Here is a 24132-nt window from a genome sequence, read left to right on the forward strand (position 1 = left end):
CGTGTATGATGCGGCCATGATAACCCCGTCCCGCTCCCTTGCCCTGGTGCTGTTCGCCGCCGGCTGTGCCCACGCGGCCGAATGGCGCGGCCTGCTCGACGTGCGCGCCGTCGATTCCGACGCCAGCCGCAGCTTCCTTGACAGCGGCATGGGCAAGACCCGCTACGACGCCGATTCGCCGCGCTTCAGCATCGGCCAGGCCGTGCTGCATGGCGACGCCGACCTCACCGACACCATCAGCGGCAGCCTGGAACTGAGCGCCGACCAGCAGCACCGCGGCGTGGTCGACGTGCGCGAGGCCTGGCTGGCATGGAACCCGGTGCCGGCCGGCGCATGGAAAACGCGCGTCAAGGCCGGTTTCTTCTTCCCGCCCACCAGCGTGGAAATCGACTACGACAGCATCGGCTGGGTGCCCAAGCACACCATCTCCAGCTCCGCCATCAATAGCTGGATCGGCGAAGAGCTGCGCACCAACGGCGTGGAGTGGAGCGCCCGCCGGCTGGGCCGCTATGCCGACGCGCCTTACGACGTGGGCGTGCTGGCCGCCGTCTATACCGGCAACGATCCGGCCGGCACCTTGCTGGCATGGCGCGGCTGGTCGATCAGCGACCGTATCGCCGGCCGCTTCGACACTGTCAAGCTGCCGGACCTGCCGGTGTACCGGCGCTCCGGCCCGATTCCGCGCCAGTGGCGCGATATCCATCCGTTCCGCGAGGTGGATGGGCGGCTCGGCTACTATGTCGGCGCCAATGTCAATCTCGGCACCCGGCTGGAGCTGGCCGCGCTGCACTACGATAACCGCGGCGACCCGCTGGTGGTCAAGGACTGGCAATACAGCTGGCGCACGCGATTCGACCACGTCAGCGCCGTCTGGCGGCCGCGCGGCCAGTGGGAGCTGGCGATGCAGGTCGTGCGCGGCGATACGCTGATGGGCGCCAACGCGGTGGCGCTGGACTACCAGTCCTGGTTTGCGCTGGCCAGCCATCCGCTGGGTCCCGGCACGGCGGCGGTGCGCTACGACCGCTTTCGCACGCGCGGCCACGACGTCCTGCCGCAGGATCCGAACGACGAAAACGGCCACGGCGTCGCGCTGGCCTACCACTGGCCGCTGTCCGACAGCTTGTCTCTGATGAGCGAGGCGCTGCTGGTGCGCAGCGAACGCTCCGCCCGCCGGCTGATCGCCGAAGCGCCGCTGCAATCCGAGCGCAGCCTGACGGCCTCGCTGCGCTGGCAGTTTTAGGGCTTTGCACTACCTCGTTAGGGAGGTGTTTTCCCCGGCTCGAAGTAGTAAAGTTTCAACCAAGTTGATGCACGGCCATTATTAATAGGCAATGACTATTGCAAGGATTTAATCAATCCATTTAACGAAATTGCCAAAACGAAATAAGATGGCCGTCGTCTGTCCTACTGGGGAATGCAATGGAAACGAATAAGAACGAAATTAGCGTGGCGGCACGGTTGAGCATCGGCTTCGGCATCGTGCTGGTATTGATGCTGATCCTGACGGCGATCAGCGTCTTCAAGGTCAACGCCATCGACAACAGCCTGCAGCACATCAGCGAGGTCAATAACGTCAAACAGCGGTATGCGATCAACTTCCGCGGCAGTGTGCACGACCGCGCGATCGCGCTGCGCGATGTCACCCTGGTGGGCGATAACGAAATCTCCTCGGTCATTGCCCAGATCGAGAAACTGGATGCCGACTACCAGCGCTCGGCGCAGCCGATGGACGCGCTGTTCAGTGGCGCCAAGGCCAAGATCACGCCGGAAGAACGTGAGTGGCTGGCCAAGATCAAGCAGAGCGAAGCCCAGGCCGCGCCGCTGGTGAAGAAGATCATCGACGCCCGCCGCGCCGGCGATATGGAAGCGTCGCGCAAAATGATGCTGGATCAGGCCAAGCCGGCCTTCACCGACTGGCTGGCCAGCATCAACGGCTTTATCGACCAGGAAGAAAAACAGACCGAGGCCGAGTCGGAACTGGCGCGCAAGGGCGCCCACAACTTCCAGTCGCTGGCCTTCGTGGCGGCGGCCATCGCCATCGCCATCGGCGTGGTGGTGGCCTGGCGTGTGACGCAGTACCTGCTGCACGCGCTGGGTGCCGAACCGGCCGAAGTAAAGGCGCTGGCCAACGCGGTCGACCGCGGCGAGTTGTATCACGAGGTGGAACTGCGCGGCACCGACAAGGACAGCATCATGGCGGTGCTGGTGAAGATGAGCCGCAACCTGCGCGCCACCGTGACCGAGGTGCACGAAGCCGCCGTTGCCGTCAGCAGCATCAGCGACGAGATTTCGGAACAGAACCAGCACCTGTCCGGCCGCACCGAAGACCAGGCCAGCTCGCTGGAGGAAACCGCGTCGGCGATGGAAGAACTGACCTCCACCGTCAAGCAGAACGCCGACAGCGCGCGCGACGCCAACCGCCTGGCGCAGAATGCCTCGGATATCGCCAGCAAGGGCGGCGAGATCGTCGGCGAAGTGGTGCAGACCATGAATTCGATCGACGAATCGTCGCGCAAGATCGAGGAAATCATCAGCGTCATCGACGGCATCGCCTTCCAGACCAACATCCTGGCGTTGAACGCGGCGGTGGAAGCGGCGCGCGCCGGTGAGCAGGGCCGCGGCTTCGCCGTGGTGGCGACCGAGGTGCGCAACCTGGCGCAACGCAGCTCCACGGCGGCGCGCGAAGTGAAAACGCTGATCGACGAATCGGTCGCCAAGATCCACGCCGGCACCCAGCTGGTGGAACACGCCGGCACCACCATGCGCGACATCGTGCATAGCGTGAAGCAGGTCAGTGACATGGTGGGCGCCATCACGCTGGCCAGCAACGAGCAAAGCGTGGGCATCGAGGAAGTCAACCGCGCCATCGCGCAGATGGACCAGGTGACGCAGCAGAACGCCGCGCTGGTGGAACACGCGGCCGGCGAGGTGGAAGTGCTGCAGGAGCAGGCCGCCCATCTGAACAACGCGGTCAGCGTCTTCAAGACCCAGCGCGAAGGCTGGCATGCGCAGCCCGCGCGTGCCACCGCGCGCGCCGAGGCACCAGCCCATGGTCTGCTGCCGGCGCCAGTGGGGGCGTAGGCGATGCAGGAGATTTTGCTCAAGAATTCCGAGCCGGAGCGCCTGCAGGCGCTCCACCAGTTGGGCATTTTGAACACCAACACCAGCGAGTATTTCGACGCCATCACGCGGCTGGCGATGGAGATGTTTGGCGTGGCGGGCGCCTACATCTCGCTGCTCGACGGCGACCGCCAGTGGCTCAAGTCCACCGTCGGCTTCTGCCCGCCGAACAGCGAGCGTGATCAGACCTTCTGCCACTACACCATCCAGCAGCCCAACGTGCTGGTGATCGAGGATACGCTGCTGGATGCGCGCTTTGCCAATAACCCGATGGTGACCGGCCCGCAAGCCGTGCGCTTCTACGCCGGCGCGCCGCTGATTACCGCCGAGGGGTATGCCATCGGCGCCCTGTGCGTGATCGACACCAGTCCGCGCAGCCTGAACACCGCCGAGAAGGAAAAGCTGGCCAGGCTGGCGTCGCTGGTGATGTCGCACATTACGCTGGGCCGCGCTGTCGGCCACGTTGACGCCGTGAGCGGCATCCCCAACAAGTATCAGCTGTTTGCCGACCTGACCGCGCAAGGCCGCCTGTATCCGGGCCAGGACCGTGTGCTGGCCGATATCGCCATGCCGGATCCGGCCAAGTCGTTCGAAATCATCCGCGTGCTGGGCGCCGGCGTCTACGATGCCTTGGTGCGCGAAGTCGGCGCCCGGCTGATGCGGCTGTTCGAGGGCAGGGCGCAGGTGTATCACCTGAGCGATGCGCGCTTTGCCATCCTGTCGCGCGACGAGGACACCGAGGGCTTCATCGCCTACCTGCATAGCCTGGACGCGGCGCTCGAAGCGCCGCTGAATGGCTTGAATATCCCGATCTCGCTGGCCAGCTTCGGCGGTATCGTGGCGTTTGACCTGTGCCCCAACTCGGCCAACGACGCGCCGCGCAAGGCGGCGGCAGCCATCAATCAGGCCATGGTCAATCAGCAGCGCTGGAGCTTTTACAGCAACGCCGAGGACGAGCAGCAGAAGCGCGCCTTCCGGCTGCTGAATGATGTGCGCCAGGCCATCGCCGGCAACCAGTTCGAGCTGTTTTACCAGCCCAAGCATGAACTGAACACCGGCGCCTGCAAGGCCGCCGAGGCGCTGCTGCGCTGGAACCACGCGGAACTGGGGCCGGTGTCGCCGGCGGAGTTCATTCCGCTGATCGAGAAGACCGCCTTGATCGGGCCACTGACCCATTGGGTCATCCACACCGCCATCCGCCAGTTGGGCGAGTGGCACGCGGCGGGCAATATGATCAAGCTGGCGATCAACCTGTCGGCCTACAATTTCGAGGAGCCGGACATCGTCGAGCGGCTGGCCGCGACCTGCCGCGAATTCCACGTCGATCCGCGTTACGTGGAAATCGAGTGCACCGAGGGCATGTGGATGGAGGGCCCGGATATCCTGAAGGCGCTGCATGGCATCCGCGACCTGGGCATGACGCTGGCACTGGACGATTTCGGCACCGGCTACAGCAACTTTGCCTACCTGCAGAAAGTGCCGGCCACGGTGGTCAAGGTCGACCAGTCGTTGATACGCCACGTGGACGCCAATCCGCGCGACCAGCGCATCGTGCGCTCGCTGATCGGCCTCGCGCGCGAGCTGGATTACCAGGTGGTGGCGGAAGGCGTGGAGACCGAGCAGTCACTGGGCCTGATCCGCGCCTGGGGCGCGGACGTGGCACAGGGTTACCACTTCGCCAAACCAATGAACGCCACGGCCTTCCTGGCGCACGCGATCGCCCATCGCGACCGCCACGTCGCCATCGCCGCCTGAGTCTCAGGCGGGATAGGCGGCCTGGCACAGGGCGGTGATTTCGCCGCGCAGCCAGACGTGGGCCGGGTCGCGGTCCAGGCGCGGATGCCAGATGGCGGACACGTTGAAGGGCGGCGTTGGCACCGGCAGCGCGAAGCTTTGCAGTCCATTGGCGGCGGCGTACTCCGGCATCAAGGCGTTGCCCAGGCAGGAATGCGGTACCACCGCCAGCAGGTCGGAGTTGCGGGCCACTTGCATGGCGTGCGTGTAGCCGGCAACGGTCATCAGCACCTCGCGCTTCAATCCCATCGCCGCCAGCGCGGCATCGACCGGCGTGGGCCGCTGCGCGGCCACGTGACCAAACCGCGCGTAGCGGCTGGCGTCGATCTCGGCGCCGTCCAGCAAGGGATGGCCCTTGCGGCACACGCCGACGTAGCGGTCGCGGAACAGCAGGCGCGCACGGATTTCCGGCGCCGTGGTGCGCACCGTGCCGATTTCCAGGTCGATGGCGCCATCGCGCAGCGGCTGCGCATCCCAATCCAGCTTGGCCACGAAATGGAGCCGCACGCCTGGCGCGGCGCGGTGTATCCTGGTCATCAAGGGCGCGGCCGCCAGGTCGACGAATCCTTCGCCAGCGCGGATGGTGAAGCTGCGCTCCAGCGTGGCCGGGTCGCATTGCTGATCTGCGGGACGCAGCACCGCCTGGACCTGGCGCGCGAGCGCCGGCACTTGCTGGCTGAGTTGCTCGGCATAGGGCGTGAGCACCAGCGCGCGGCCAGCCTGCAGCAGCAAGCGGTCGCCGGTGGCTGCGCGCAGGCGCGTCAGCGTGCGGCTCATCGCAGACACGCTCAGGCCAAGCCGGCGCGCGGCGCCGGTCACGCTGCGCTCAGTCAGCAGCGCTTCCAGCGCGACGAGCAGATTGAGGTCGATATTCGTCATGGGCCGATTATAGCGTCGCATGCAATCGTGGATTGCACGCCAGGCGTCTGGTGCAATGCCGGCGAGGGACTATCATGTGCTGGTGTTCTTAAACAAAGGATCAGGCCATGCCCACTCTCCTGTTAATTGGCGCCTCGCGTGGACTTGGTCACGCGATGGCGGCGGAATTCATCACCAAAGGCTGGCATGTCGTCGGCACCGTGCGCGCCGGCGCGCGAACGCCGTTGCATGACCTGTCCGACGCGCATCCCGGCTGGATCGACATCGAAACGCTAGACATCACCGACAGCGGCCAGTTGCACGCGCTGCGCCAGCGGCTGGCCGGGCGGGTTTTCGACGCGCTGTTTGTGAACGCGGGCACCACCAATCCCGATCCCACCCAGACCATCGGCGCAGTATCGACCGAAGATTTCGTCAGCCTGATGATCACCAACGCCCTGAGTCCGATGCGCGTGCTGGAAACGCTGGCGGAGTGCGTGCGGCCGGACGGGCTGCTGGGCGTGATGTCGTCGGGCCAGGGCAGCATTGCCAACAACCATGCGGGGCAGCGCGAACTCTATCGCGGCACCAAGGCGGCGCTGAACCAGTTTATGCGCAGCTTCGCGGCGCGGCAGGACAGCGCGCGGCGGCCGATGCTGACCATGGCGCCTGGCTGGGTGCGCACCGAACTGGGTGGCGACGAGGCGCCGCTGCGCATCGAAGACAGTATCCCGTCGCTGGTCAACGTCATGCTGACGAAGCTGGGCCGGCCGGGATTGGAATACCTCGATTACCAGGGGCGCACCGTGCCGTGGTAGACGCGCCGGCAGCACTGGCCCGGATTGCAAAGTTGGCATTATAATCGGCGCCATGAAAACCACACTGCGCCTGATTCCCCTGATGTTGCTGCTGGCCGGATGCCAGTCCACCCAGCAGCGCATCGCCGACTGCAAGGTTGGCGACTGGACCGCCATCGGACACAAGGACGGCGTGACCGGCGAGCCGGCCAGCTACGCCGAGCGCAAGGACTTCTGCGACGACCACGCCGACAAGCCGGCCGCCACCGATGCCGCCGCCCGCTACGCCGCCGGCTGGGCGCAAGGCAACTGGGACGCGTGGCAGGCGTTGGGCCAGCAGGACGGCGTGCAAGGCCAGCAGCCCCGGTATGAGCAGCGCGTCGGCAGTGACGAGGTCCGCAAGCACAAGACACCGCTGAACCGTCCCGCATACGACGCCGGCTGGGCCAACGGCAATACCACCTACTGGCGCAACACCGGCCTGCGCGACGGCACCGACGGCCTGCCATCGACGCAAAAGGAACCCCGCCGCGCCAATGCCGCCGCCGCGCAGTTGCGCTTTGACGATGCGGCCTATACCGACGGCTGGCGCGCCGGCAACCGCACCTTCTGGTCGGACGCGGGCTATTCCGACGCCAAAAGTGGGATCCCGGACAGCGAGTTCCGCAACCGCGCCGCCGCCGCGCGCAGCGCCGGCGTCGACGTGCAGGAGGATGCCTACCGCACCGCATGGAGCGCGGAGATCGTCAACTACTGGCGCAATCTCGGCACGCAGGATGCCACCAGCGGCAAGGAGTTTGGCCAGCGCGGACGCGAGGCCAAGGCCAAGGGCCTGAAAATCCATGAGCAGGAATACCGCCAGGCCTGGGAGAGCCGCCTGCTGGCTTACTGGCGCGATACCGGCGCGGCCGATGGGTATGGCCATCCCTTCCTGCTGGAAGAACGCATCCGCAACGCCAGCCGTGACGGCGTGTTCGCCATCCCCGGCACTGAGGATGCCTACACCCAGGCCTGGCAGCGCGAGAACGCGCGCTACTGCGTGCCGGATAACGCCTTTGAGCGCGGCCGCGCCAACAGCGGCATGGCGGTGGAGGTATGCGCGCCGGCGGTGCAGAACCAGCTGAAACACGCGTATGTAAGCGGACAGGATTACGAGGTGGCCGCCGCCAAGTACCAGCAGGCGGTGGCGGAGGCGAACGAGCTGGCAAATCGCGCGCGCGACGCCCGCTATCGCCTGGGGAAACTGGAGCGCGAGATCCGCGCCGCACAGGAAGCGAAAGACCGTCCCGTCAACGACGACACGGCCAAACAGGACCGTCGCCGCGAGCAGGAGCGGCGTGAGTTAAACGACTATCTGCAGCGGCTGGAGCGGCAACTGGATGACGCCCGCCGCTGGATCGAGCGTCACGATCTGCAAATGCAGCGCCTGCGCCGCGAGATCTATTAGAAGCCGACCGTCGCCGACACCGAGATGGTGCGCGGCGCGCCCAGGATCAGGTAGCCCGAACCCGGGTAGCCGCCGGCCGACGCCCAGTAGCTCTTGTCGGTGATGTTGTCCACGCGGGCGCGGAACGTCACGTTGCGGTCCAGGATGCGGGTGGCGTAGCTGGCGCCCAGGTCCAGGCGCGTCCACGACGGCAGTTCCTGGGTGTTGGCGCCGTCCGCGTATTGCGACGAGGTGTACACCGTGCGCGCGTTCAGGCTCAGGCCACGCACGCCCGGCACGTCCCAGTCGACGCCGATGTTCAGCTGCGTATCCGGCACGCCGATCACGTCCTTGCCCTGATTGACGCCGCCGGCGGTCACGCGCTGCTTGGCATCGAGCAGCGTCAGGCCGCCCAGCAGGCGCAGGCCGCGCAGCGGCATGCCGTACACGGTCATCTCCAGGCCCTGGTTGCGCTGTTCGCCAAACACGCCGAAGTGGTTGTTCTGCACGTAGGCCGAAGGCTGGTTGGTGCGGAACAGCGCGGCGCTCGCGCCCAGCGTGCCCACGTCGTACTTGACGCCGACTTCCTTCTGCTTCGACACGTATGGCGAGAACACCTCGCCGACGTTGTCGATGGCGGTGCCGGAAGCGGTCGGGCCTTGCTGCAGGCCTTCGATGTAGTTGGCGTACAGCGACACCGACTTGAGCGGGCGATACACCACGCCGGCCATCGGCGTCACCTTGCTCTGGTCGTAGTGCGAGGTGGCGGCGCCGGTGTTGTAGTCATAATTGTCCGACTTGATGGTCTGGTGACGCGCGCCGACGGTCAGCAGCAGCTTATCGTCCAGCATCGACAGCGTATCAGCCAGCGCGTAGCTGGACAGGATGGTCTTGGCGGTCAGGCCTGGATTGCTCAACACGCCGCCGGTGAAGAAGGTCGCGGGCGGGGCGCTGACGTCGATCGGACTGTAGATGTTGGTGGCGATGCCGCCAAAGGTACTGAACGCATAGGCGTTCTTCGACTCCAGCCAGTAGCTCGACGCGCTGGCGCTGATGGTATGGCCCACGCTGCCGGTGCGCAGCTTGGTGCGCGCGCCGATTTCGCCGGTGCGGACGTTGTCGTGGCGCGCGTTGTCGAAGCGGTAGGCGTTGGCCGTGCCGTCGATGGCGGTGACGGTCGGCTCGGACAGCACGTTGTTCTCGTCGCCGCTGCGCGCGCCGAAGGCGGCCCAGGCCACGGTGTCCTGGCCCAGATCCCATTCGCCGCGCAGGGTACCGAAGGTGTCGCGTTCATTCGAGTGCGTCCAGTTCTGCGCCCAGTTGCTGGTGCTGTCCGGCGCCGCCGGCAGCGCGATGCCGGCGGCCACGTTGACGGCCGGACGCGGGGAATTCAGCTTGTGGTCCTGATTGCCCAGGTCCGCCGACAGGCGGAAGTCGCGGCCCTGGTAGTCCAGGCCCACCGAGGCCACGGTCAGTTCGCGGTGTTCCTTGTCGACGGCGGTGTCGCCGTCGCGGCGCGCCACGTTGACACGGATGCCGGCCGCGTTGTCCGGACCGAAGCGACGCGCGATATCCGCCGCCGCGTAACCCTGGCCGCCGCTTTCCACGCCCACCGTCACCTCGGTCAGCGGGTTGTTGCCGGCACGCTTAGGCAGCAGGTTGATGGAGCCGCCGATGCCACCGCCGCCCGGCGCGGCGCCGTTGAGGAAGGAGTTCGCGCCGCGGAAAACTTCCACGCGCTCCAGCAGTTCCGACGCCACGAACTGGCGCGGCAGCACGCCGTACAAGCCGTTGTATGCCAGGTCGTCCGAGCTGACGGCGAAGCCGCGGATCACGTACAACTCCTGGAAATTGCCGAAACCGCGCGCCACGCGCACCGAGGGATCGTTCTGCAGCACGTCCGCCACGCTGCGGGCCTGCTGGTCCTGGATCAGGGCCGAGGTGAAGTTCAGCGTGTTGAACGGCGCTTCCATGATGTCGACATTGCCCAGCAGGCCCGCGCGGCCGCCGCGCGCCACCTGGCCGCCGGCGAAGTTCTTGGACAGGCCGCCGGCCGACGCGTCCGCCGAGGCGCTGACCACGACGGTCTGGACTTGCTGGTCGGCGCTGTCGGCGGCGGTGCCGCTTCCGGTCTGTGCCCGCGCGGTGGCGGCAACCAGCAGCATGGCGGCAAGGGCGAATGGGGACAATTTCAGGTTCTTGTTAGGCATGGCGTTTTACTAAGTAAATGAGAGCGATTCTCAATTATAACGCCCGCGACGCTTTTTTTGTCGCTGAATGAGAGTAATTTGCATTATCATTGTTAACTAAGTACAGTAACTGGATAACAAAATGACACCAATCACCGTCCGCCGCTGGGCATGGGTACACAAATGGAGCAGCCTGGTTTGCACTGTCTTCATGCTGCTGCTGTGTGTCACCGGCCTGCCGCTGATTTATCACCACGAGATCGATCACCTGCTGGGCAACGCCATCGAGGCGCCGGCCATGCCCGCCGATACGCCCAGGGCCAGCCTGGACGATGTGATCGCCGCCGGCAAGGCGCTGTATCCGAACAAGGTTGCCATGTACCTGTCGCAGGAGCCGGACGACGCCAGCATCTGGTATCTGACGATGGGCGACCATCCGACCGACGAAGCCTTCAAGTCGGTTGCCGTGGACGCGCGCACCGCCAAGGTACTGGGCGAACCTAGCTTCGAAGGCAGCTTCCTGGGCGTGATGTTCCACCTGCACGTCGACCTGTACGCCGGCCTGTGGGGCAAGCTGTTCCTCGGTTTCATGGGCCTGCTGCTGGTGATCGCCATTATTTCCGGCGTGGTGCTGTACGCGCCGTTCATGCGCAAGCTGGAATTTGGCGAGGTGCGGCGCGAGCGCGGTCCGCGCGTCAAATGGCTGGACCTGCACAATATGCTGGGCATCGTCACGCTGACCTGGGCCTTCGTGGTCGGCGCCACCGGCATGATCAACACCTGGGCAGACCTGATGCTGAAATACTGGCAGGCGACCGAGATGGCGGAGATGGTGGCGCCGTACAAAGGCATGCCGGCGCCGACCCGGCTTGGCTCGATGCAGAAATCGCTGGAAAACGCGGTGGCGGCGGAGCCGGGCATGAAGATTGGTTTCGTGGCCTTCCCCGGTACGCCGTTCACCAGCCCGCACCACTATGGCATCTTCATGCGCGGCGACGAGGCGCTGACTTCGCGCCTGTACAAGCCGGTGTTGATTGATGCGCAGACCACCGAGATCACCGACCGCCGCAACCTGCCTTGGTATCTCACCGGCCTGCTGATTTCGCAGCCGCTGCACTTTGGCGACTACGGCGGCGCGTGGATGCAGTTCCTGTGGGCGGCGCTGGACGTCATCACCATCTTTGTACTGGGCAGCGGCCTGTATCTGTGGCTGAAACGCGGCGCGCCCGCACCGGCACGCGCGGCGGCGCCGGCCAGGATCGAAGAGCAGGGTACGCCGGTACTGGCGACCGAAGGAGAGGCGCGATGAATGGCCCATTCATGCGCATGTGGGGCGCACCGATCGCGCTGGCGATTCTGACTGTCATTGGACTGGTGTCGGCCCTGGTGGGGGACGGTATCTGGGACCACGTCTCCGCTGTGGCGCTGGGTGTACCGGTACTGTTATGCCTGTGGTACGGCTTGCGGCGGCGCACAAGAAACGGTTGATTTTTTTGCAGTTGTTGTATCATTCCCATGCTGCCTTACTGAGGAGATCGCATGGAAAGACCGCACCCGCATTACGACCGATTGATCGCTGCAGCGCGGCACGCGGGCCCGGCGACGGTCGCCGTCGCCCATCCCTGTGATCGCAACGCGCTGGAAGGCGCGCTCGACGCGGCGGAAATGGGGCTGATCAAACCGATCCTGGTTGGCCCCACGGCCCGCATCCGCGAAGCCGCCGACGCCGCCCGGCTGGACATCTCGGCGCTGCCCATCATCGATACCGAACACAGTCACGCCTCGGCCGCGCGCGCGGTGCAGCTGATCCACGAAGGCCAGGCCACCGCGCTGATGAAAGGCAGCCTGCACACCGATGAACTGATGGGCGCCGTGGTGGCCACCGCCACCGGCCTGCGCACCGCGCGCCGCCTCAGCCACTGCTTCATCATGGACGTGCCGGAGCGCGCCGAACCGCTGATCATCACCGACGCCGCCGTCAACATCGTCCCCACGCTGGCCGACAAGGTGGACATCGTGCAAAACGCCATCGACCTGGCGCATGTGCTGCGTTTTGATCCCGTGAAGGTAGCCATCCTGGCCGCCGTGGAGACGGTCAGCTCCAAAATGCCATCCACCATCGACGCCGCCGCGTTGTGCAAGATGGCCGACCGCGGCCAGATCACCGGCGCGCTGCTGGATGGCCCGCTGGCGATGGACAACGCCATCGATCCGCAGGCCGCCGCCATCAAGCACCTGGTGTCGCCGGTGGCCGGCCAGGCCAACGTGCTGGTGGCGCCGGATCTGGAGGCCGGCAACATGCTGGCCAAGAGCCTGACCTTCATGGCCGGCGCTAGCGCGGCCGGCATCGTGCTGGGCGCGCGTGTACCGGTGGTCCTCACCAGCCGTGCGGATTCTGTACAGGCACGGTTGGCGTCGTGTGCGGTGGCTGTGCTGGTCGCGCACAGCAAACTGTCCGGTGCCCGTATTCTGGGGAGCTGACGCCATGCTGGCCAACGATAGCGTTATCGTGATTAACGCTGGCTCGTCCAGCATCAAGTTCTCCATGTACAGCGGCCCCGCGCTGGATTTGACCATGCGCGGCAAGATAGAAAACCTGTACAGCGGCGTGGCCCACTTTATCGCCCAGGATGCCGGCAACAAGGTGGTGGGCGAGCGCCACTGGCGGGACGGCCCGCTGGGCCACGAAGGCGGCATGCGCTTCCTGATCGACTTCGCGCAGACGCATCTCGACGGGCATCGGGTGGTGGCGGTCGGCCACCGCATCGTCCATGGCGGCGTGGCGCACAGCGGCCCGATCCTGCTGACCGCCGCGCTGGTCGATGAACTGGAAAAGCTGGTGCCGCTGGCGCCATTACACCTGCCGCACAACCTGGCGCCGGTGCGCTCGGTGATGGCGATGGCGCCACACGTGCCGCAAATCGGCTGCTTCGACACCGCCTTCCACGCCGGCCAACCGGCCGAGGCGCAGGCGTTCGCGCTGCCGGCAACGATTACGGAACTGGGCGTGCGGCGCTATGGCTTTCACGGCCTGTCCTATGAATACATCGCCAGTGTGCTGCCGCAGGCGGATCCCGGCCTGGCGCATGCCCGCGTGGTGGCCGCGCATCTCGGCAATGGCGCCAGCATGTGCGCCATGGACGCTGGCCGCAGCGTGGCCAGCACCATGGGCTTTACCGCTGTCGACGGACTGCCGATGGGCACCCGCTGCGGCGCGCTTGATCCGGGCGTGGTGCTGTATCTGATGCAGGAACTGGGCATGGACGTGGCGGCGGTGCAGAAGCTGATGTACCAGCAATCCGGCCTGCTGGGCGTGTCCGGCATTTCGTCCGACATGCGCACGCTGGAACAGAGCGACGATCCGCGCGCCAAGGCCGCGATCGACCTGATGGTCTACCGCATCGGCCGCGAACTGGGTTCGCTGGCGGCGGCGCTGGGCGGTATCGACGCGCTGGTATTCTCGGGCGGCATCGGCGAAAACAGCGTGTCGCTGCGCGCCGCCGTCTGCTACGACGCCGCTTGGCTGGGCGTACAACTGGACCACACGGCCAACACCGCCAACCCGCGCGGCATCGCCCGCATCAGCAAGGCGGACAGCAAGGTCGCCGTGTGGGTGGTGCCGGCCAACGAGGAACTGATGATCGCGCGCCATGCGCTGGACGTGGTGGAGGCGGCATGAACACGGACACCGTCTATCCTATCCTGACCGGCAAGCGCGCCCTGGTGGTGGGCGTGGCCAACGAACATTCGATCGCGTGGGGCTGCGCGCTGGCCTTCCGCAAACTGGGCGCCGAGGTGGTGCTTACCTACCTGAACGACAAAGCGCTGCCGCACGTGGCGCCGCTGGCGCAACAGATCGACGCGCGGCTGCTGCCGCTGGACGTGACGCAGCCCGGCCAGCTGGAACAAGTGTTTGCCGTGCTGGCGCTGGAAGGCAAGCTGGATATCGTGGTGCATTCCATCGCCTACGCGCCCAAGGACGATCTGCGCGGCGGCCTGCTGGAATGCTCGCTGGACGGCTTCCTGCAGGCGATGGACGTCTCCTGTCACTCCTTTGTGCGCATGGCGCGGCTGGCGGTGCCGCTGATGTCGGAGGGCGGCAGCCTGTTCGCCATGAGCTATCACGGCGCGCAGAAAGTGGTCCCGAACTACAACGTCATGGGGCCGGTGAAGGCCGCGCTGGAAGCCGCCTGCCGCTATCTGGCGTACGAGCTGGGGCCACGCGGCATCCGGGTGCACGCCATATCACCGGGGCCGTTGCAAACACGGGCGGCGTCGGGCCTGAAGGACTTCGACCATTTGCTGAGCGATGCCGTGGCGCGGGCGCCGATCGGGGAGTTGGTCGACATCGTCGATGTCGGCAACACCTGCGCCTACCTGGCGTCGCCGTACGCCAGACGGCTGACCGGCAGCACGGTGTATGTGGACGGCGGCCTGAATATCATCGCCTGAGGGGAGGGCAGCATGCAAATCATCTTATCCGGACTGCACTGCGACGCGTGTGAAGACAGCGTCACCGAAGGATTGAAGCCGTTTTTTCACGTGAAGCAGGTCAGCATGATACGGCAGGGGGAAGAAGACAACCCGTGGGCGCTGATCGAGGTCCACGACTCCTACGAACACGTATGGAACGTTTGCAATCAGCTACGAGGGGTCTTTCATCGCGGGAAAAAGCTCCACTTCTACATCCCGCTGCACCAGGAAGACGTGTACCACGAATTCCACGAGCTGGAGCCACACCAGCGCATCAACATCGCCTGAATCCACCCCGCCAGCTTTTAGCGATACGCCGGCGTCACCACTTAAGGGTCTGACCCCGAACGGGGTCAGACCCTGCGTGGCGGTGCGGGTTTGGCCAGAAAACCATGAATCTGCGCCACCACCGCCGCGCCTTCGCCGACAGCCGCCGCCACCCGCTTGGTCGAACGCGCCCGCACGTCGCCAATGGCAAACACGCCGGGCACGCTGGTTTCCAGCGCCGCGCGTTCCCCGGCCGACTCGCCTGGCACATCAAAGCCCGTCAAAATAAAGCCCTTGTCATCCACCTGTACACCGCAATCGGCCAGCCAGCCGGTGTTCGGGTCGGCGCCGATAAACAGGAACACATGCTTGATATGGTGCACCGCCTCGCTCTTGCTGCGATGATTCCGCACCACCACCTGCTCCAGTCCCTCCTCATCGCAGCCCTCTAGCGCGACGATCTCCGACTCTGTATGCAACTCGATATTCGGCGTGGCCGCGATGCGATCGATCAGATAGCTGGACATGGTCGACGCCAGGCTGTTCTTGCGGATCAGCATATGCACCTTGGCCGCATGGCCCGACAAATACACCGCCGCCTGTCCGGCCGAATTGCCGCCGCCCACCAGAATCACCTCATCATCAGCACACAGCCCCGCCTCCAGCGGCGAAGCCCAGTAATACACGCCCTTGCCCTCGAACTGCTTCAGGTTGGCAAGCGAAGGTCGGCGGTAGCGCGCGCCGCACGACAGCACGACGGTGCGGCCTTGCAGGTGCGTCAGGCTGCCGCACATCTCCACCTTGATCGGATAGGTATCGCACAGCAGGCGTCCCGCCGGCGCCGGGATCGCCATCTTGACGCCGAACTTCTGCGACTGCACGAACGCGCGGCCGGCCAACGCGCCGCCCGAGATCCCGGTCGGGAAGCCAAGATAGTTCTCGATGCGCGCGCTGGCGGCGGCCTGGCCGCCATACGCGCGGGTTTCCAGCACCAGCACCGACAAGCCTTCCGACGCCGCGTACACGGCGGTCGCCAGACCGGCCGGTCCCGCGCCCACCACGATCACGTCCCACACTTCCTCCGTGCTCAGTGTCGGCAGGGTGCCGAGGCAGCGGCCCAGATCGACCACGGTGGGATTTTTCTTCACGCCGCCATCCGGGCAGACCGCCAGCGGCCAGTCGTGCGCCTCCGGCTGATAACGCTCCACCAGCGCGCGCGCCTGCTCGTCGCTGCGCGGATCGAGCACCCGGTGCGGCAAGCCATTGCTGTTCAACCAGCCCTGCAGCGCATGCATGCGCGCGTGGCCGGGCGTGGCCACCAATACCACGCCGCCGTCCTTGTTGTCCAGCTGCTCGACGCGGCGCAGGATGAAGGCGCGGACGATGCGCTCACCCAGCTCCGCCTCGGCGATCAGCAAGGCGCGCAGCGATTCCGTGGTCAGCGCCAGCACCTCGACTTCTCCCACGGCGTGGCCGTTGACCAGCGACGGCGCGCCCGCCAGCTGGCTGATTTCGCCGGCAAATTCGCCCACGCCATGCTCGGTGATGACCGAGCTGTTGCCCAGGCCATCGTAACGGCTGATGCGGATCGCGCCCTTGAGCACGACGTACAGGCCGAAGGCGCCGCGGCCCGCCTCGAACAGCCGTTCGCCATCGCGGAAGCACATCTGGGCGCCGAAGCGCTGGATGCGCCGGATCTCGGCGGGCGACAGCCTGGGCAGGGCCTGCGCGGTGCGGTTCTTGAAGGTGTCGTAGATGGTCATGGCGGTAGTCTAGCGTGTTTGGGCGCGGGGAAACCAGTGGCTAAAGTGAGACTTTTAGCAGACCCCTTTCGCGCAACCACTCCTCGGCGCGGCGCGGCCACAGCGACGAGGTGCCCAGGCCTTCGCGCATGCCCATGCCATGGCTGCCGCGTTCCAGCAGATACATCTCCGCCGGCACGTGGGCGCGCGTCAGCGCCTGGTAGAACAGGATGCTGTTTTCCACCGGGACGGCGGTATCGGCCTGGGTGTGGATCAGCAGCGTGGGCGGGGTGCTGGCGCTGACCTGTTTTTCCAGCGACATCAGGGCCAGGTTGTCGGCCGACGGCGCGGCGCCCAGCAGCGCCTTGCGTGAGCCGGCGTGGGCGTAGGGGTCTTGCATGGTGATGACGGGGTACATCAGCATCAGGAAGTCGGGGCGGGCGCTGACACTGTCCAGCGGCGCGCCGGTACGGCCCAGCGGGTGATCGTACAGTGTACCGGCGCTGGCGGCGAGGTGGCCGCCGGCCGAGCTGCCCATGACGCCGATGCGGTCTGGGCGGATGCCGAATTCCGCCGCGCGCGAGCGCAGCAGACGCACGGCGCGCAGCACGTCCTGTAACGGTGCTGGATGGCCGTACTCCTGCATGCGATACTTGAGCACGAAACTGGTGACGCCAAGGCTGCTGAGCCAGGTCGCGTACTGCTCGCCCTCGCGGGCGGTGGCCATGCGCACGTAGCCGCCGCCGGGGCAGATGATGACGGCGGTGCCGTTGGCGCGGTCGACGGCCGGGCGCACCATGGTCAGCGCCGGGACGCTGACGTTGGACGTATAGCCGTCGCCGGTTTTTTCGGGGCCGATGTCGCGCTGGCCGGGCACGCCCTCGGGCCAGAGCGGGATGTCGGCCGTGGCGGAGGCGAGGCGGGTGGCGCACAGCATCAGGATAACAAGCAGTTTTTTCATGGAGGAGACGTGGTGGGCAAATTGGTCGGTGCTGTCATATTAACGCTGTCTGTGCAGGGTGCGGGCGCGGTTGAACTGTTTAATGGGCGCGATTTCAGCGGCTGGGAGCTGCAAACCACGCCGGCGGCGGTGGTCGGCGACGCGTTTCACGTGCTGCCGGATGGCGTGATCGCCTCCGACGGCAAGCCGGCCGGCTTCCTGGCCACCAGCCAGAGTTATCGCAACTACAAGCTGCACGTGGAGTGGCGCTGGACCGGCAAGCCGGGTAATGGCGGGGTGCTGCTGCATATCAGTCCCGGCGCGTTTGACCGTGTGTGGCCGGTCAGCCTGCAGGTGCAGACCAAGCATGGCAACGTGGGCGACCTGCTGCCGATGGCGGCGGCCAGCTTCGCCGAGCCGCTGACCAGCAAGCCGGGCACCGACACGCGCATCAAGGCCCGCACGGCGGCCGATAGCGAAAAGCCGGCGGGCGAGTGGAACGCGTGCGATATCGTCAGCCAGGATGGGACGGTGGAGGTGACCATCAACGGCGTGCCGCAAAATCGCGTGACGCAGGTGCGGCCGGCCGCCGGCCGCATCGGCTTCCAGCTCGAAGGCACGCCCTACGAGCTGCGTCACGTGGAGCTCACGCCGCTCGACTGAGCAGGCGCAGGCTATCGCCACAGGCCTCGATCAAGAAAAAAGGCCGGACACCTTGCGGTGGCCGGCCTCAAACAACAACGGAACTACTAAGGAAAGCTTACAGCGACTTCAGGAACGCGAGCAGTGCATCGCGGTCCGCAGCGCTCAGGTTTTCAAAGCGTTGACGCGATTTGGTCGCTTCGCCGCCGTGCCACATGATCGCCTCGGTCAGGTTGCGTGCGCGGCCGTCGTGCAGGTAGCCGGCCTTGCCTGCCGAACCCATGACGCTGTCGGCATAACCGATGCCCCACAGCGGCGAGGTACGCCACATATTGCCCTTGGCCTGGCCTTCCACGAACTTGTCCGCCAGGCCGTCGCCCATGTCGTGCAGCAGCAGGTCGGTGTACGGCTTGATGTTCTGGTTGCGCAGTTCGGCGTACAGGCTGCCGTTGCCGGTCTTCTGGTCAACGGTGTGGCAAGCAGCGCAGCGCAGGCCCTGGAACACGGTCGTGCCCTTGGCGATCTTGGCCGGATCAACATCCAGATCCTTCAGCGGCGATACGCCTTTCGGGAAACCGCTCGACAGCGCGCGCTGTGCCGGTACTGCCACCAGCGACAGGTACTGGGTGATCAGCGTCAGCTCCGATTCGCTGACGCCTTTCTGCGCAGGCAGCGACTTGCAGCCGGCAGGATCGGTCAGGCAGGCGCGGTTAGGATACAGCGACGAGGTCACCGACATATCCTGCACCAGCGCGGCGGCGGCCTGGTGACGCAAGGTCGCTTTGGCGGCCTTCCAGCCGAAGCGGCCCAGGCGGGTGGCGCCGGTTTCCGGATCGAACACGTAGTTGGCCACGCCTTTGACGCCGTCCTCGTCCGGGGTGCTGCGCACCTTGGCCAGGATGTCCGCTTCCGGAATGGCTTCCAGCAGGCCGACGCCCAGCATCGGTTGCGCCGAACGCAGCGACACCGTATCCGGGGTCGGGCCCTCGAACGCCAGCACCGGCTTGCGCAGCTCGACGGCGGTGCCGTCGGCCAGCTTGGCGATGCTGGAGATGAAGTTGGCCACGCGCACACCCAGGCCCCAGTTCTGCGCCGCGCCGTTGGACGACACCGCGTTCATCTGCACCGCCGTGCCGTACTGCGGATGCGGCAACTGCTTGCCGGTGGCATCGGTCACCGCCACGCGCACGGTCAGGTTGTCCAGGCGCTGGTTGACGGCGATCGGCGCCGGGCTGCGGCCGTTGTTGACGTGGCAGCCGATACAGGCCGACTGGCCGTAACGCTGGCCTTGCAGACCAACGGCCGGATCATAACGGTCGTTGCCCGGCTCGTTGTGCATGCCGGTGGTGAAGTTGGTGTGCACCAGGCGGCGGCCTTCGACGAAGCGCTGCATGTTCTGCATGCCGATGTTGTTCTGCGGCTGCTGGAACATGTGGTCGCCGTTGTCGGCGTAGTCATACGACACCGAGCCGGTACCGCCTTGCAGGTACTGGTCCGGAATCGGCGTCGAGTTCAGGCGCGGCTGGATGCCGTACCATGGACGCAGGCCCTGGCCCACCACATAGGTCCACTCGTTGGCGTAGTAGCGGAAGCCGCCGAAGTCGCCCTTGGCCTGCATCGCCGCCTGCACCGCGAACATCGACGGACCGGCTTCGATGACGTCGCCGATCTTCAGCGGACGCGCGTCCGCCGTGGTGCCGTCCGGGAAGCCGGCCGAGTTCAGGTTGTTGTGGCGTGGGTACTCCTTGATCAGCAGCGTGCAGCCGTTGTTGATGCCGTTCGCCGAGTTGAGCTTGAAGTTGGCCGGGTAGGCGACCGGGTCGCATGGCTGGTTGTTGTCTTCCACGATCTGACGGCCGACCATCCAGCCGTAGCCGGTGCTGCCCGGATCGTCGAAGCGGCGGAAGAACACGGTGTTGCCGCGCAGGCCCTGGGTCTGGTGATACTCGTTGAAGATCAGGGTTGGCTTGGTGACGCCGGCAACGCGGCTGTTGTCGATCATCTCCAGGCCCCAGGTACGGTTCTTGAAGTAGTTCGGCACGAAGATCAGGTAAGCGCCCGGGCCCTTGTCCTGCGGCAGGCCGGTGACCGGATCGACGGTGTCGTTCGGGCCGTAGCCGATTTCGTTCCAGTCCTCGCCGCGCTCGCGGCCGTGACGGCCCACGCCGCGCGCGCCCCAGCGGGTGACGATGGTGCCGTCGGCCAGCGTGAACTGGGTCGACTCGATCGGCGACGCGTAGCTCGGCAGCGGCGTCAGGCTGGCGCCGCTGGCGGGGAAGGGGATGGCCGAGGTGGTGGCGTCGGCCGCCAGGCTGTTGTCGCTGCCTGGCGTCTTGAACTCGACCTCAAACAGCGAGTAACCGTACTGGGTGGCGCGCTGCACGCCTTGCAGCTGGATGTAGCGGGCGTTGACGCCGAGGTTGAAGAACTCCTCGGTGCCGCCCTGGCCGTTGGTCACGCTGCGGATCTGGGTCCAGTTCTGGCCGTCGTCCGACACGCGCAGGTTGTACTGCTTGCCGTAGGCGTTTTCCCAGGTCAGCTTCATGTAGCCGACTTGCGTCTTGGCGCCGAAGTCGAACTGGATCCAGGCGCCGTTGTCGGCCAGGCTGCTCCAGCGGGTGTTCAGCTTGCCGTCAATGGTCAGGTCCGGCGTGTTGCCGCCTTCCACCGCCGACGAGGTCACCTTGACCGGCTTGAGTGCCACGCCCGGCTTGGTCACGTCGACCGGCTGCTGCGGCTGGGTGGTGTCCGGTGGCGCGGTACCGCTACCACCGTCGCCGGTGCCGGTGCCGCCGTCGCCGCCCGAGTAGGCCACGATCTCGAAGATCGAGTAGCCGTAGCCGGTCGAGCGCTTGATGCCCTGCATGCGCAGGTAGCGGCCTTGGCCGTTCAGCCCGGTCAGGTCCTCGACGCCGCCGTTGCTGTTGCTGACGTGCTTCAGCGTGGTCCAGTTGGAATTGTCGTCCGACACCTGGAGCTCGTATTCGGTGGCGTGGGCGTTTTCCCAGTTGATGTGCACGCGGTTGATGGCCTGCGACTGGCCGAAGTCCAGCGTCAGCCATTCGTTGTCCGTGAAACCGCTGCCCCAGCGCGTGCCATCGTTGTTGTCGATGGCGGCGGTGGCGTTCAGGTCGCCGCGCTCCATCGAGCTGGCGGTGGCGCCGACCGGCGTCAGCGCCACTTCTGGCGTGGCCGCCGCCTTCAGCATGCCCATCAGACGGGCGCCGCTGCTGCTGCTGGTGGTGCTATCACTGCTGCCGCCACACGCAGCAAGCGCCAGACTGATGGCGATGGGTAACGCTGTCCTCGTTAATTTGTGAAAGCTTTCCAAAGATCGCTTTCCTTGTGGCAAGTTTGTCATATAAATCCCCTGGCTTTCGGCTGAAATGGAAAGATTGCCAACGGCTCATCGCCGTGACGACGCGCATTCTGCATCAAAAAATGTTTTCGTCGCGCACGAATGATTCAAGTACTTGAATCCGATAAATTGCCGCATAGCAACAAGCGTGAATGTAGCTTTCGACATGTTGACTGTCAAGCCATTTGCGCATTCGTGCAACAAATCTTTAGAGGTATATCAATGGCGCGGCAGAATATTGCGTTGATGGTGAATTTGATGGAAGTTCATATCAAAGACACCAAAACACGTGTCGTTCTGGCTAGAAGGATTGCAAACGATTCTTGCTGATTTGATAGCAACTTTGATAGCAACTCCGGCGGTGCGGCGCGAGGCCGCCCGCCGGGCCGCCGGACGGCTCAGGCGCGCGGGCGCTGGCGGTGGAAAACGAGCGGGCTGTAAGGGATGTTGGACGGCGGCGCGGACTTCAGGATGCCCGGCTTCATCGCCCCCACCACGTGCATTTCGCACGGTTTGCAGTCGAAGCGCAGCGTGTAGGTCTCGTCGCCGCTGACCAGCGTCATCGGCTCGGCCCGCACCTGACCCTGGACGCCTTGCACGCCCTTGGCCTGCTTGGGGCACAGGTTGAACGAGAAGCGCAGGCAGTGCTTGGTGATCATCAGCGGCACTTCGCCGGCTTCCTCGTGCGCCTCGTAGGCGGCGGCGATCAGTTGCACGCCGTGCTTGTGATAGAACGCGCGCGCCTTCTCGTTGTAGACATTGGCCAGGTAGCTGAGCTGGGTCTCCGGGTACACGGCCGGCGGTTCGGTCGCAGCCTTGCGCTGCGGCCGGTCCCAGGCCGCCAGCCGCACTGCCTCGTGCGCCTCGATGGCGTCGCGGCGCAGCGCGTTGATCGCCGCCGACGGCACAAACCACGGGCGCGACAGCTGGAGCGTGACGCTGTCGGCACGGAACATGGTGTTGCCCAGCTTGCCCAGGCTGGCGCGCAGCGACGCCTCGGCCTGCTCGGCGTTCTGCGCCGGCTGGAAGACGATGGCGGCGTCGGTGCTGCTCAGGTAGCCGTCTTCGTCACACAAATCCAGGCGCAGGCCGCCGTCCTGTTCGCTCAGCGTCAGGTGCAGGCCGACCTTGCGCTCGGCCGATTTCTTGTTCAGCGCCGCTTCCCACTGGCGGTCGCCATTGCGGTTGACCGACAGGCCGACCTTGAGGCCGGGCAGGGCGCTGATCGGCTCATTTGGAAACACGCGCCACAGCTGGCCTTCCTCGCTGTCGCCGAGCAGCTTGGCGGTGTTGGCCTGGATGCCGACCGTTTCGCGCTTGTGCATGTAGTTCAGGCCGTCGCCATTGGCCATGGCGGCGTTGGTGACGATGTCGAAATGGTCGGTGGCGATGCGGGTGATCGTGCCCAGCTCGACGCCGACGTATTTGGGGCTGTCGAAGGCGCCGATCTCGTCCTGGCGGCCGTTGGCGAAGTAATCGGTGTGGCCGCGGTGGAAGTTCTTGTCGATGTCCGGCGTAAACAGGATGCTGGTCTGGCCGCTGGCGGCGCGGGTGAATTCGGTGCGGCGTTCCAGGATCTCGTCCAGCAGCAGGCGGTAGTGGGCGGTGATGTTCTTCACGTAGCCCATGTCCTTGTAGCGGCCCTCGATCTTGAAGGAGCGAATGCCGGCATCGATCAGCGCCTCCAGGTTGCGGCTCTGGTCGTTGTCCTTCATCGACAGCAGGTGTTTTTCATACGCCACCACGCGGCCCTTGCTGTCGCTCAGCGTGTAGGGCAGGCGGCAGGCCTGCGAGCAGTCGCCACGGTTGGCGCTGCGGCCGGTGTCGGCGTGCGAGATGTAGCATTGGCCGGAGTAGGCCACGCACAGCGCGCCGTGGATGAAGTACTCCAGCGGCGTATCGACCTCGGCGTGGATCTTGCGGATCTGCTCGATGGTCAGCTCGCGCGCCAGCACCAGCTGCGAGAAGCCGACATTGCCGAGGAACCTGGCCTTTTCCATGGTGCGGATGTCGCACTGGGTGCTGGCGTGCAGCTGGATAGGGGGGAGGTCCATTTCCAGCAGGCCCATGTCCTGCACGATCAGCGCATCGACGCCGGCCTCGTACAGCTGCCAGATCTGTTTGCGGGCCGCTTCCAGTTCGGCGTCATGCAGAATCGTGTTGAGCGTGACGAAAATGCGCGCGCGGTAGCGGTGGGCAAACGCCACCAGACTGGAGATGTCCTCGATCGAATTGCTGGCGTTGTGGCGCGCGCCGAAGGCCGGGCCGCCGATGTAGACGGCGTCGGCGCCATGCAGAATGGCCTCGCGGCCGATCTCGGCGGTTTTGGCGGGCGACAGCAGTTCAAGCTGGTGGGCGAGCAGGGTCATGGCGGCATTCCTTACGTATGAAGGCGGGAATTATAGCGAAATCAAGGTCTTAAGTCATTGTTTGCGGGATTTCCGCGTCGGCAGCTCGCGTCATTTAATCGACATTACTACCTATATTGTCGATTAATGTACTGTATGAAATACTGTATAATGGGCG

Annotated in this window: 18 protein-coding genes; 12 read left to right on the forward strand and 6 right to left on the reverse strand. The window is 65.5% G+C overall.

Annotated features, from left to right (window positions below):
- The first annotated feature begins 16 nt into the window (after positions 1-16).
- The 3 genes from FHW58_RS05990 (at position 17) to FHW58_RS06000 (ending at position 4875) form a co-directional block, all read left to right on the forward strand.
- Positions 17-1240, forward strand: a complete 1224-nt coding sequence (locus tag FHW58_RS05990; RefSeq protein WP_179672119.1) for a hypothetical protein — start codon at positions 17-19, stop codon at positions 1238-1240.
- 179 nt (positions 1241-1419) lie between these two features.
- The gene (locus FHW58_RS05995; RefSeq protein ID WP_179672120.1) at positions 1420-3081 is read left to right on the forward strand and encodes a methyl-accepting chemotaxis protein; all 1662 of its coding nucleotides are present in this window, start codon (positions 1420-1422) and stop codon (positions 3079-3081) included.
- A gap of 15 nt (positions 3082-3096) precedes the next feature.
- Positions 3097-4875, forward strand: a complete 1779-nt coding sequence (locus FHW58_RS06000; RefSeq protein WP_229265063.1) for a sensor domain-containing phosphodiesterase — start codon at positions 3097-3099, stop codon at positions 4873-4875.
- Positions 4876-4878: 3 nt separating this feature from the next.
- On the opposite strand, the gene FHW58_RS06005 is transcribed toward FHW58_RS06000, so the two are convergent.
- Positions 4879-5793, reverse strand: coding sequence for a LysR family transcriptional regulator (locus FHW58_RS06005; RefSeq protein ID WP_179672122.1), 915 nt, complete (start codon positions 5791-5793; stop codon positions 4879-4881).
- Positions 5794-5900: 107 nt separating this feature from the next.
- Here FHW58_RS06005 and FHW58_RS06010 point away from each other — a divergent pair, with 107 nt between their 5' ends.
- Both FHW58_RS06010 and FHW58_RS06015 read left to right on the forward strand, forming a co-directional pair.
- Positions 5901-6590: an SDR family NAD(P)-dependent oxidoreductase gene (locus tag FHW58_RS06010; protein WP_179672123.1), complete on the forward strand. Its 690-nt coding sequence runs from the start codon at positions 5901-5903 to the stop codon at positions 6588-6590.
- Positions 6591-6642: 52 nt separating this feature from the next.
- Entirely contained in the window at positions 6643-8016 is a 1374-nt protein-coding gene (locus FHW58_RS06015) for a DUF2799 domain-containing protein (protein WP_179672124.1), read from the forward strand.
- Here FHW58_RS06015 and FHW58_RS06020 read toward each other — a convergent pair.
- Positions 8013-10205, reverse strand: coding sequence for a TonB-dependent siderophore receptor (locus FHW58_RS06020; protein WP_179672125.1), 2193 nt, complete (start codon positions 10203-10205; stop codon positions 8013-8015). The two genes, FHW58_RS06015 and FHW58_RS06020, sit on opposite strands and share 4 nt — an antisense overlap.
- Positions 10206-10326: 121 nt before the next feature.
- Here FHW58_RS06020 and FHW58_RS06025 point away from each other — a divergent pair, with 121 nt between their 5' ends.
- The 6 genes from FHW58_RS06025 to FHW58_RS06050 are packed head-to-tail and all read left to right on the forward strand — an operon-like array spanning position 10327 to position 14945.
- The gene (locus tag FHW58_RS06025; RefSeq protein ID WP_179672126.1) at positions 10327-11493 is read left to right on the forward strand and encodes a PepSY domain-containing protein; all 1167 of its coding nucleotides are present in this window, start codon (positions 10327-10329) and stop codon (positions 11491-11493) included.
- A complete protein-coding gene (locus FHW58_RS06030) occupies positions 11490-11672 on the forward strand; it encodes a hypothetical protein (RefSeq protein WP_179672127.1) in 183 nt (60 codons plus the stop codon). The genes FHW58_RS06025 and FHW58_RS06030 overlap by 4 nt, the downstream gene beginning before the upstream one ends.
- 51 nt (positions 11673-11723) lie before the next feature.
- Complete coding sequence (locus FHW58_RS06035; protein ID WP_179672128.1) at positions 11724-12665, forward strand: phosphate acetyltransferase; 942 nt, start codon at positions 11724-11726, stop codon at positions 12663-12665.
- A gap of 4 nt (positions 12666-12669) precedes the next feature.
- Positions 12670-13863 (forward strand): acetate/propionate family kinase, encoded by a 1194-nt coding sequence (locus FHW58_RS06040; RefSeq protein ID WP_179672129.1) that lies wholly within the window; start codon positions 12670-12672, stop codon positions 13861-13863.
- On the forward strand, positions 13860-14636 hold the full coding sequence (gene fabI / locus FHW58_RS06045; RefSeq protein WP_179672130.1) for an enoyl-ACP reductase FabI: 777 nt from the start codon (positions 13860-13862) through the stop codon (positions 14634-14636). The genes FHW58_RS06040 and fabI overlap by 4 nt, the downstream gene beginning before the upstream one ends.
- A gap of 12 nt (positions 14637-14648) precedes the next feature.
- On the forward strand, positions 14649-14945 hold the full coding sequence (locus FHW58_RS06050; RefSeq protein ID WP_179672131.1) for an RNA-binding protein: 297 nt from the start codon (positions 14649-14651) through the stop codon (positions 14943-14945).
- Positions 14946-15010: 65 nt separating this feature from the next.
- On the opposite strand, the gene FHW58_RS06055 is transcribed toward FHW58_RS06050, so the two are convergent.
- Both FHW58_RS06055 and FHW58_RS06060 read right to left on the reverse strand, forming a co-directional pair.
- Positions 15011-16687: an FAD-dependent oxidoreductase gene (locus tag FHW58_RS06055; RefSeq protein WP_179672132.1), complete on the reverse strand. Its 1677-nt coding sequence runs from the start codon at positions 16685-16687 to the stop codon at positions 15011-15013.
- A gap of 40 nt (positions 16688-16727) precedes the next feature.
- Positions 16728-17627 (reverse strand): alpha/beta hydrolase, encoded by a 900-nt coding sequence (locus FHW58_RS06060; RefSeq protein WP_179672133.1) that lies wholly within the window; start codon positions 17625-17627, stop codon positions 16728-16730.
- A gap of 12 nt (positions 17628-17639) precedes the next feature.
- Here FHW58_RS06060 and FHW58_RS06065 point away from each other — a divergent pair, with 12 nt between their 5' ends.
- On the forward strand, positions 17640-18269 hold the full coding sequence (locus FHW58_RS06065) for a DUF1080 domain-containing protein (protein WP_179672134.1): 630 nt from the start codon (positions 17640-17642) through the stop codon (positions 18267-18269).
- 97 nt (positions 18270-18366) lie between these two features.
- On the opposite strand, the gene FHW58_RS06070 is transcribed toward FHW58_RS06065, so the two are convergent.
- Positions 18367-21579, reverse strand: coding sequence for a di-heme oxidoredictase family protein (locus tag FHW58_RS06070; protein WP_308937265.1), 3213 nt, complete (start codon positions 21577-21579; stop codon positions 18367-18369).
- 425 nt (positions 21580-22004) lie between these two features.
- Positions 22005-23975, reverse strand: a complete 1971-nt coding sequence (locus FHW58_RS06075) for a U32 family peptidase (RefSeq protein WP_179672135.1) — start codon at positions 23973-23975, stop codon at positions 22005-22007.
- Positions 23976-24132 lie beyond the last annotated feature (157 nt).

The organism is Duganella sp. 1224, from assembly GCF_013408245.1.
GTDB lineage: Bacteria > Pseudomonadota > Gammaproteobacteria > Burkholderiales > Burkholderiaceae_D > Rugamonas.

Bases quoted from the DNA above. Each gene is read 5' to 3' on its own strand.
- FHW58_RS05990 (WP_179672119.1), top strand. From the start codon at position 17: ATGATAACCCCGTCCCGCTCCCTTGCCCTGGTGCTGTTCGCCGCCGGC.
- FHW58_RS05995 (WP_179672120.1), top strand. From the start codon at position 1,420: ATGGAAACGAATAAGAACGAAATTAGCGTGGCGGCACGGTTGAGCATC.
- FHW58_RS06005 (WP_179672122.1), bottom strand. From the start codon at position 5,793: ATGACGAATATCGACCTCAATCTGCTCGTCGCGCTGGAAGCGCTGCTG.
- FHW58_RS06010 (WP_179672123.1), top strand. From the start codon at position 5,901: ATGCCCACTCTCCTGTTAATTGGCGCCTCGCGTGGACTTGGTCACGCG.
- FHW58_RS06015 (WP_179672124.1), top strand. From the start codon at position 6,643: ATGAAAACCACACTGCGCCTGATTCCCCTGATGTTGCTGCTGGCCGGA.
- FHW58_RS06020 (WP_179672125.1), bottom strand. From the start codon at position 10,205: ATGCCTAACAAGAACCTGAAATTGTCCCCATTCGCCCTTGCCGCCATG.
- FHW58_RS06025 (WP_179672126.1), top strand. From the start codon at position 10,327: ATGACACCAATCACCGTCCGCCGCTGGGCATGGGTACACAAATGGAGC.
- FHW58_RS06030 (WP_179672127.1), top strand. From the start codon at position 11,490: ATGAATGGCCCATTCATGCGCATGTGGGGCGCACCGATCGCGCTGGCG.
- FHW58_RS06035 (WP_179672128.1), top strand. From the start codon at position 11,724: ATGGAAAGACCGCACCCGCATTACGACCGATTGATCGCTGCAGCGCGG.
- FHW58_RS06040 (WP_179672129.1), top strand. From the start codon at position 12,670: ATGCTGGCCAACGATAGCGTTATCGTGATTAACGCTGGCTCGTCCAGC.
- fabI (WP_179672130.1), top strand. From the start codon at position 13,860: ATGAACACGGACACCGTCTATCCTATCCTGACCGGCAAGCGCGCCCTG.
- FHW58_RS06050 (WP_179672131.1), top strand. From the start codon at position 14,649: ATGCAAATCATCTTATCCGGACTGCACTGCGACGCGTGTGAAGACAGC.
- FHW58_RS06055 (WP_179672132.1), bottom strand. From the start codon at position 16,687: ATGACCATCTACGACACCTTCAAGAACCGCACCGCGCAGGCCCTGCCC.
- FHW58_RS06060 (WP_179672133.1), bottom strand. From the start codon at position 17,627: ATGAAAAAACTGCTTGTTATCCTGATGCTGTGCGCCACCCGCCTCGCC.
- FHW58_RS06075 (WP_179672135.1), bottom strand. From the start codon at position 23,975: ATGACCCTGCTCGCCCACCAGCTTGAACTGCTGTCGCCCGCCAAAACC.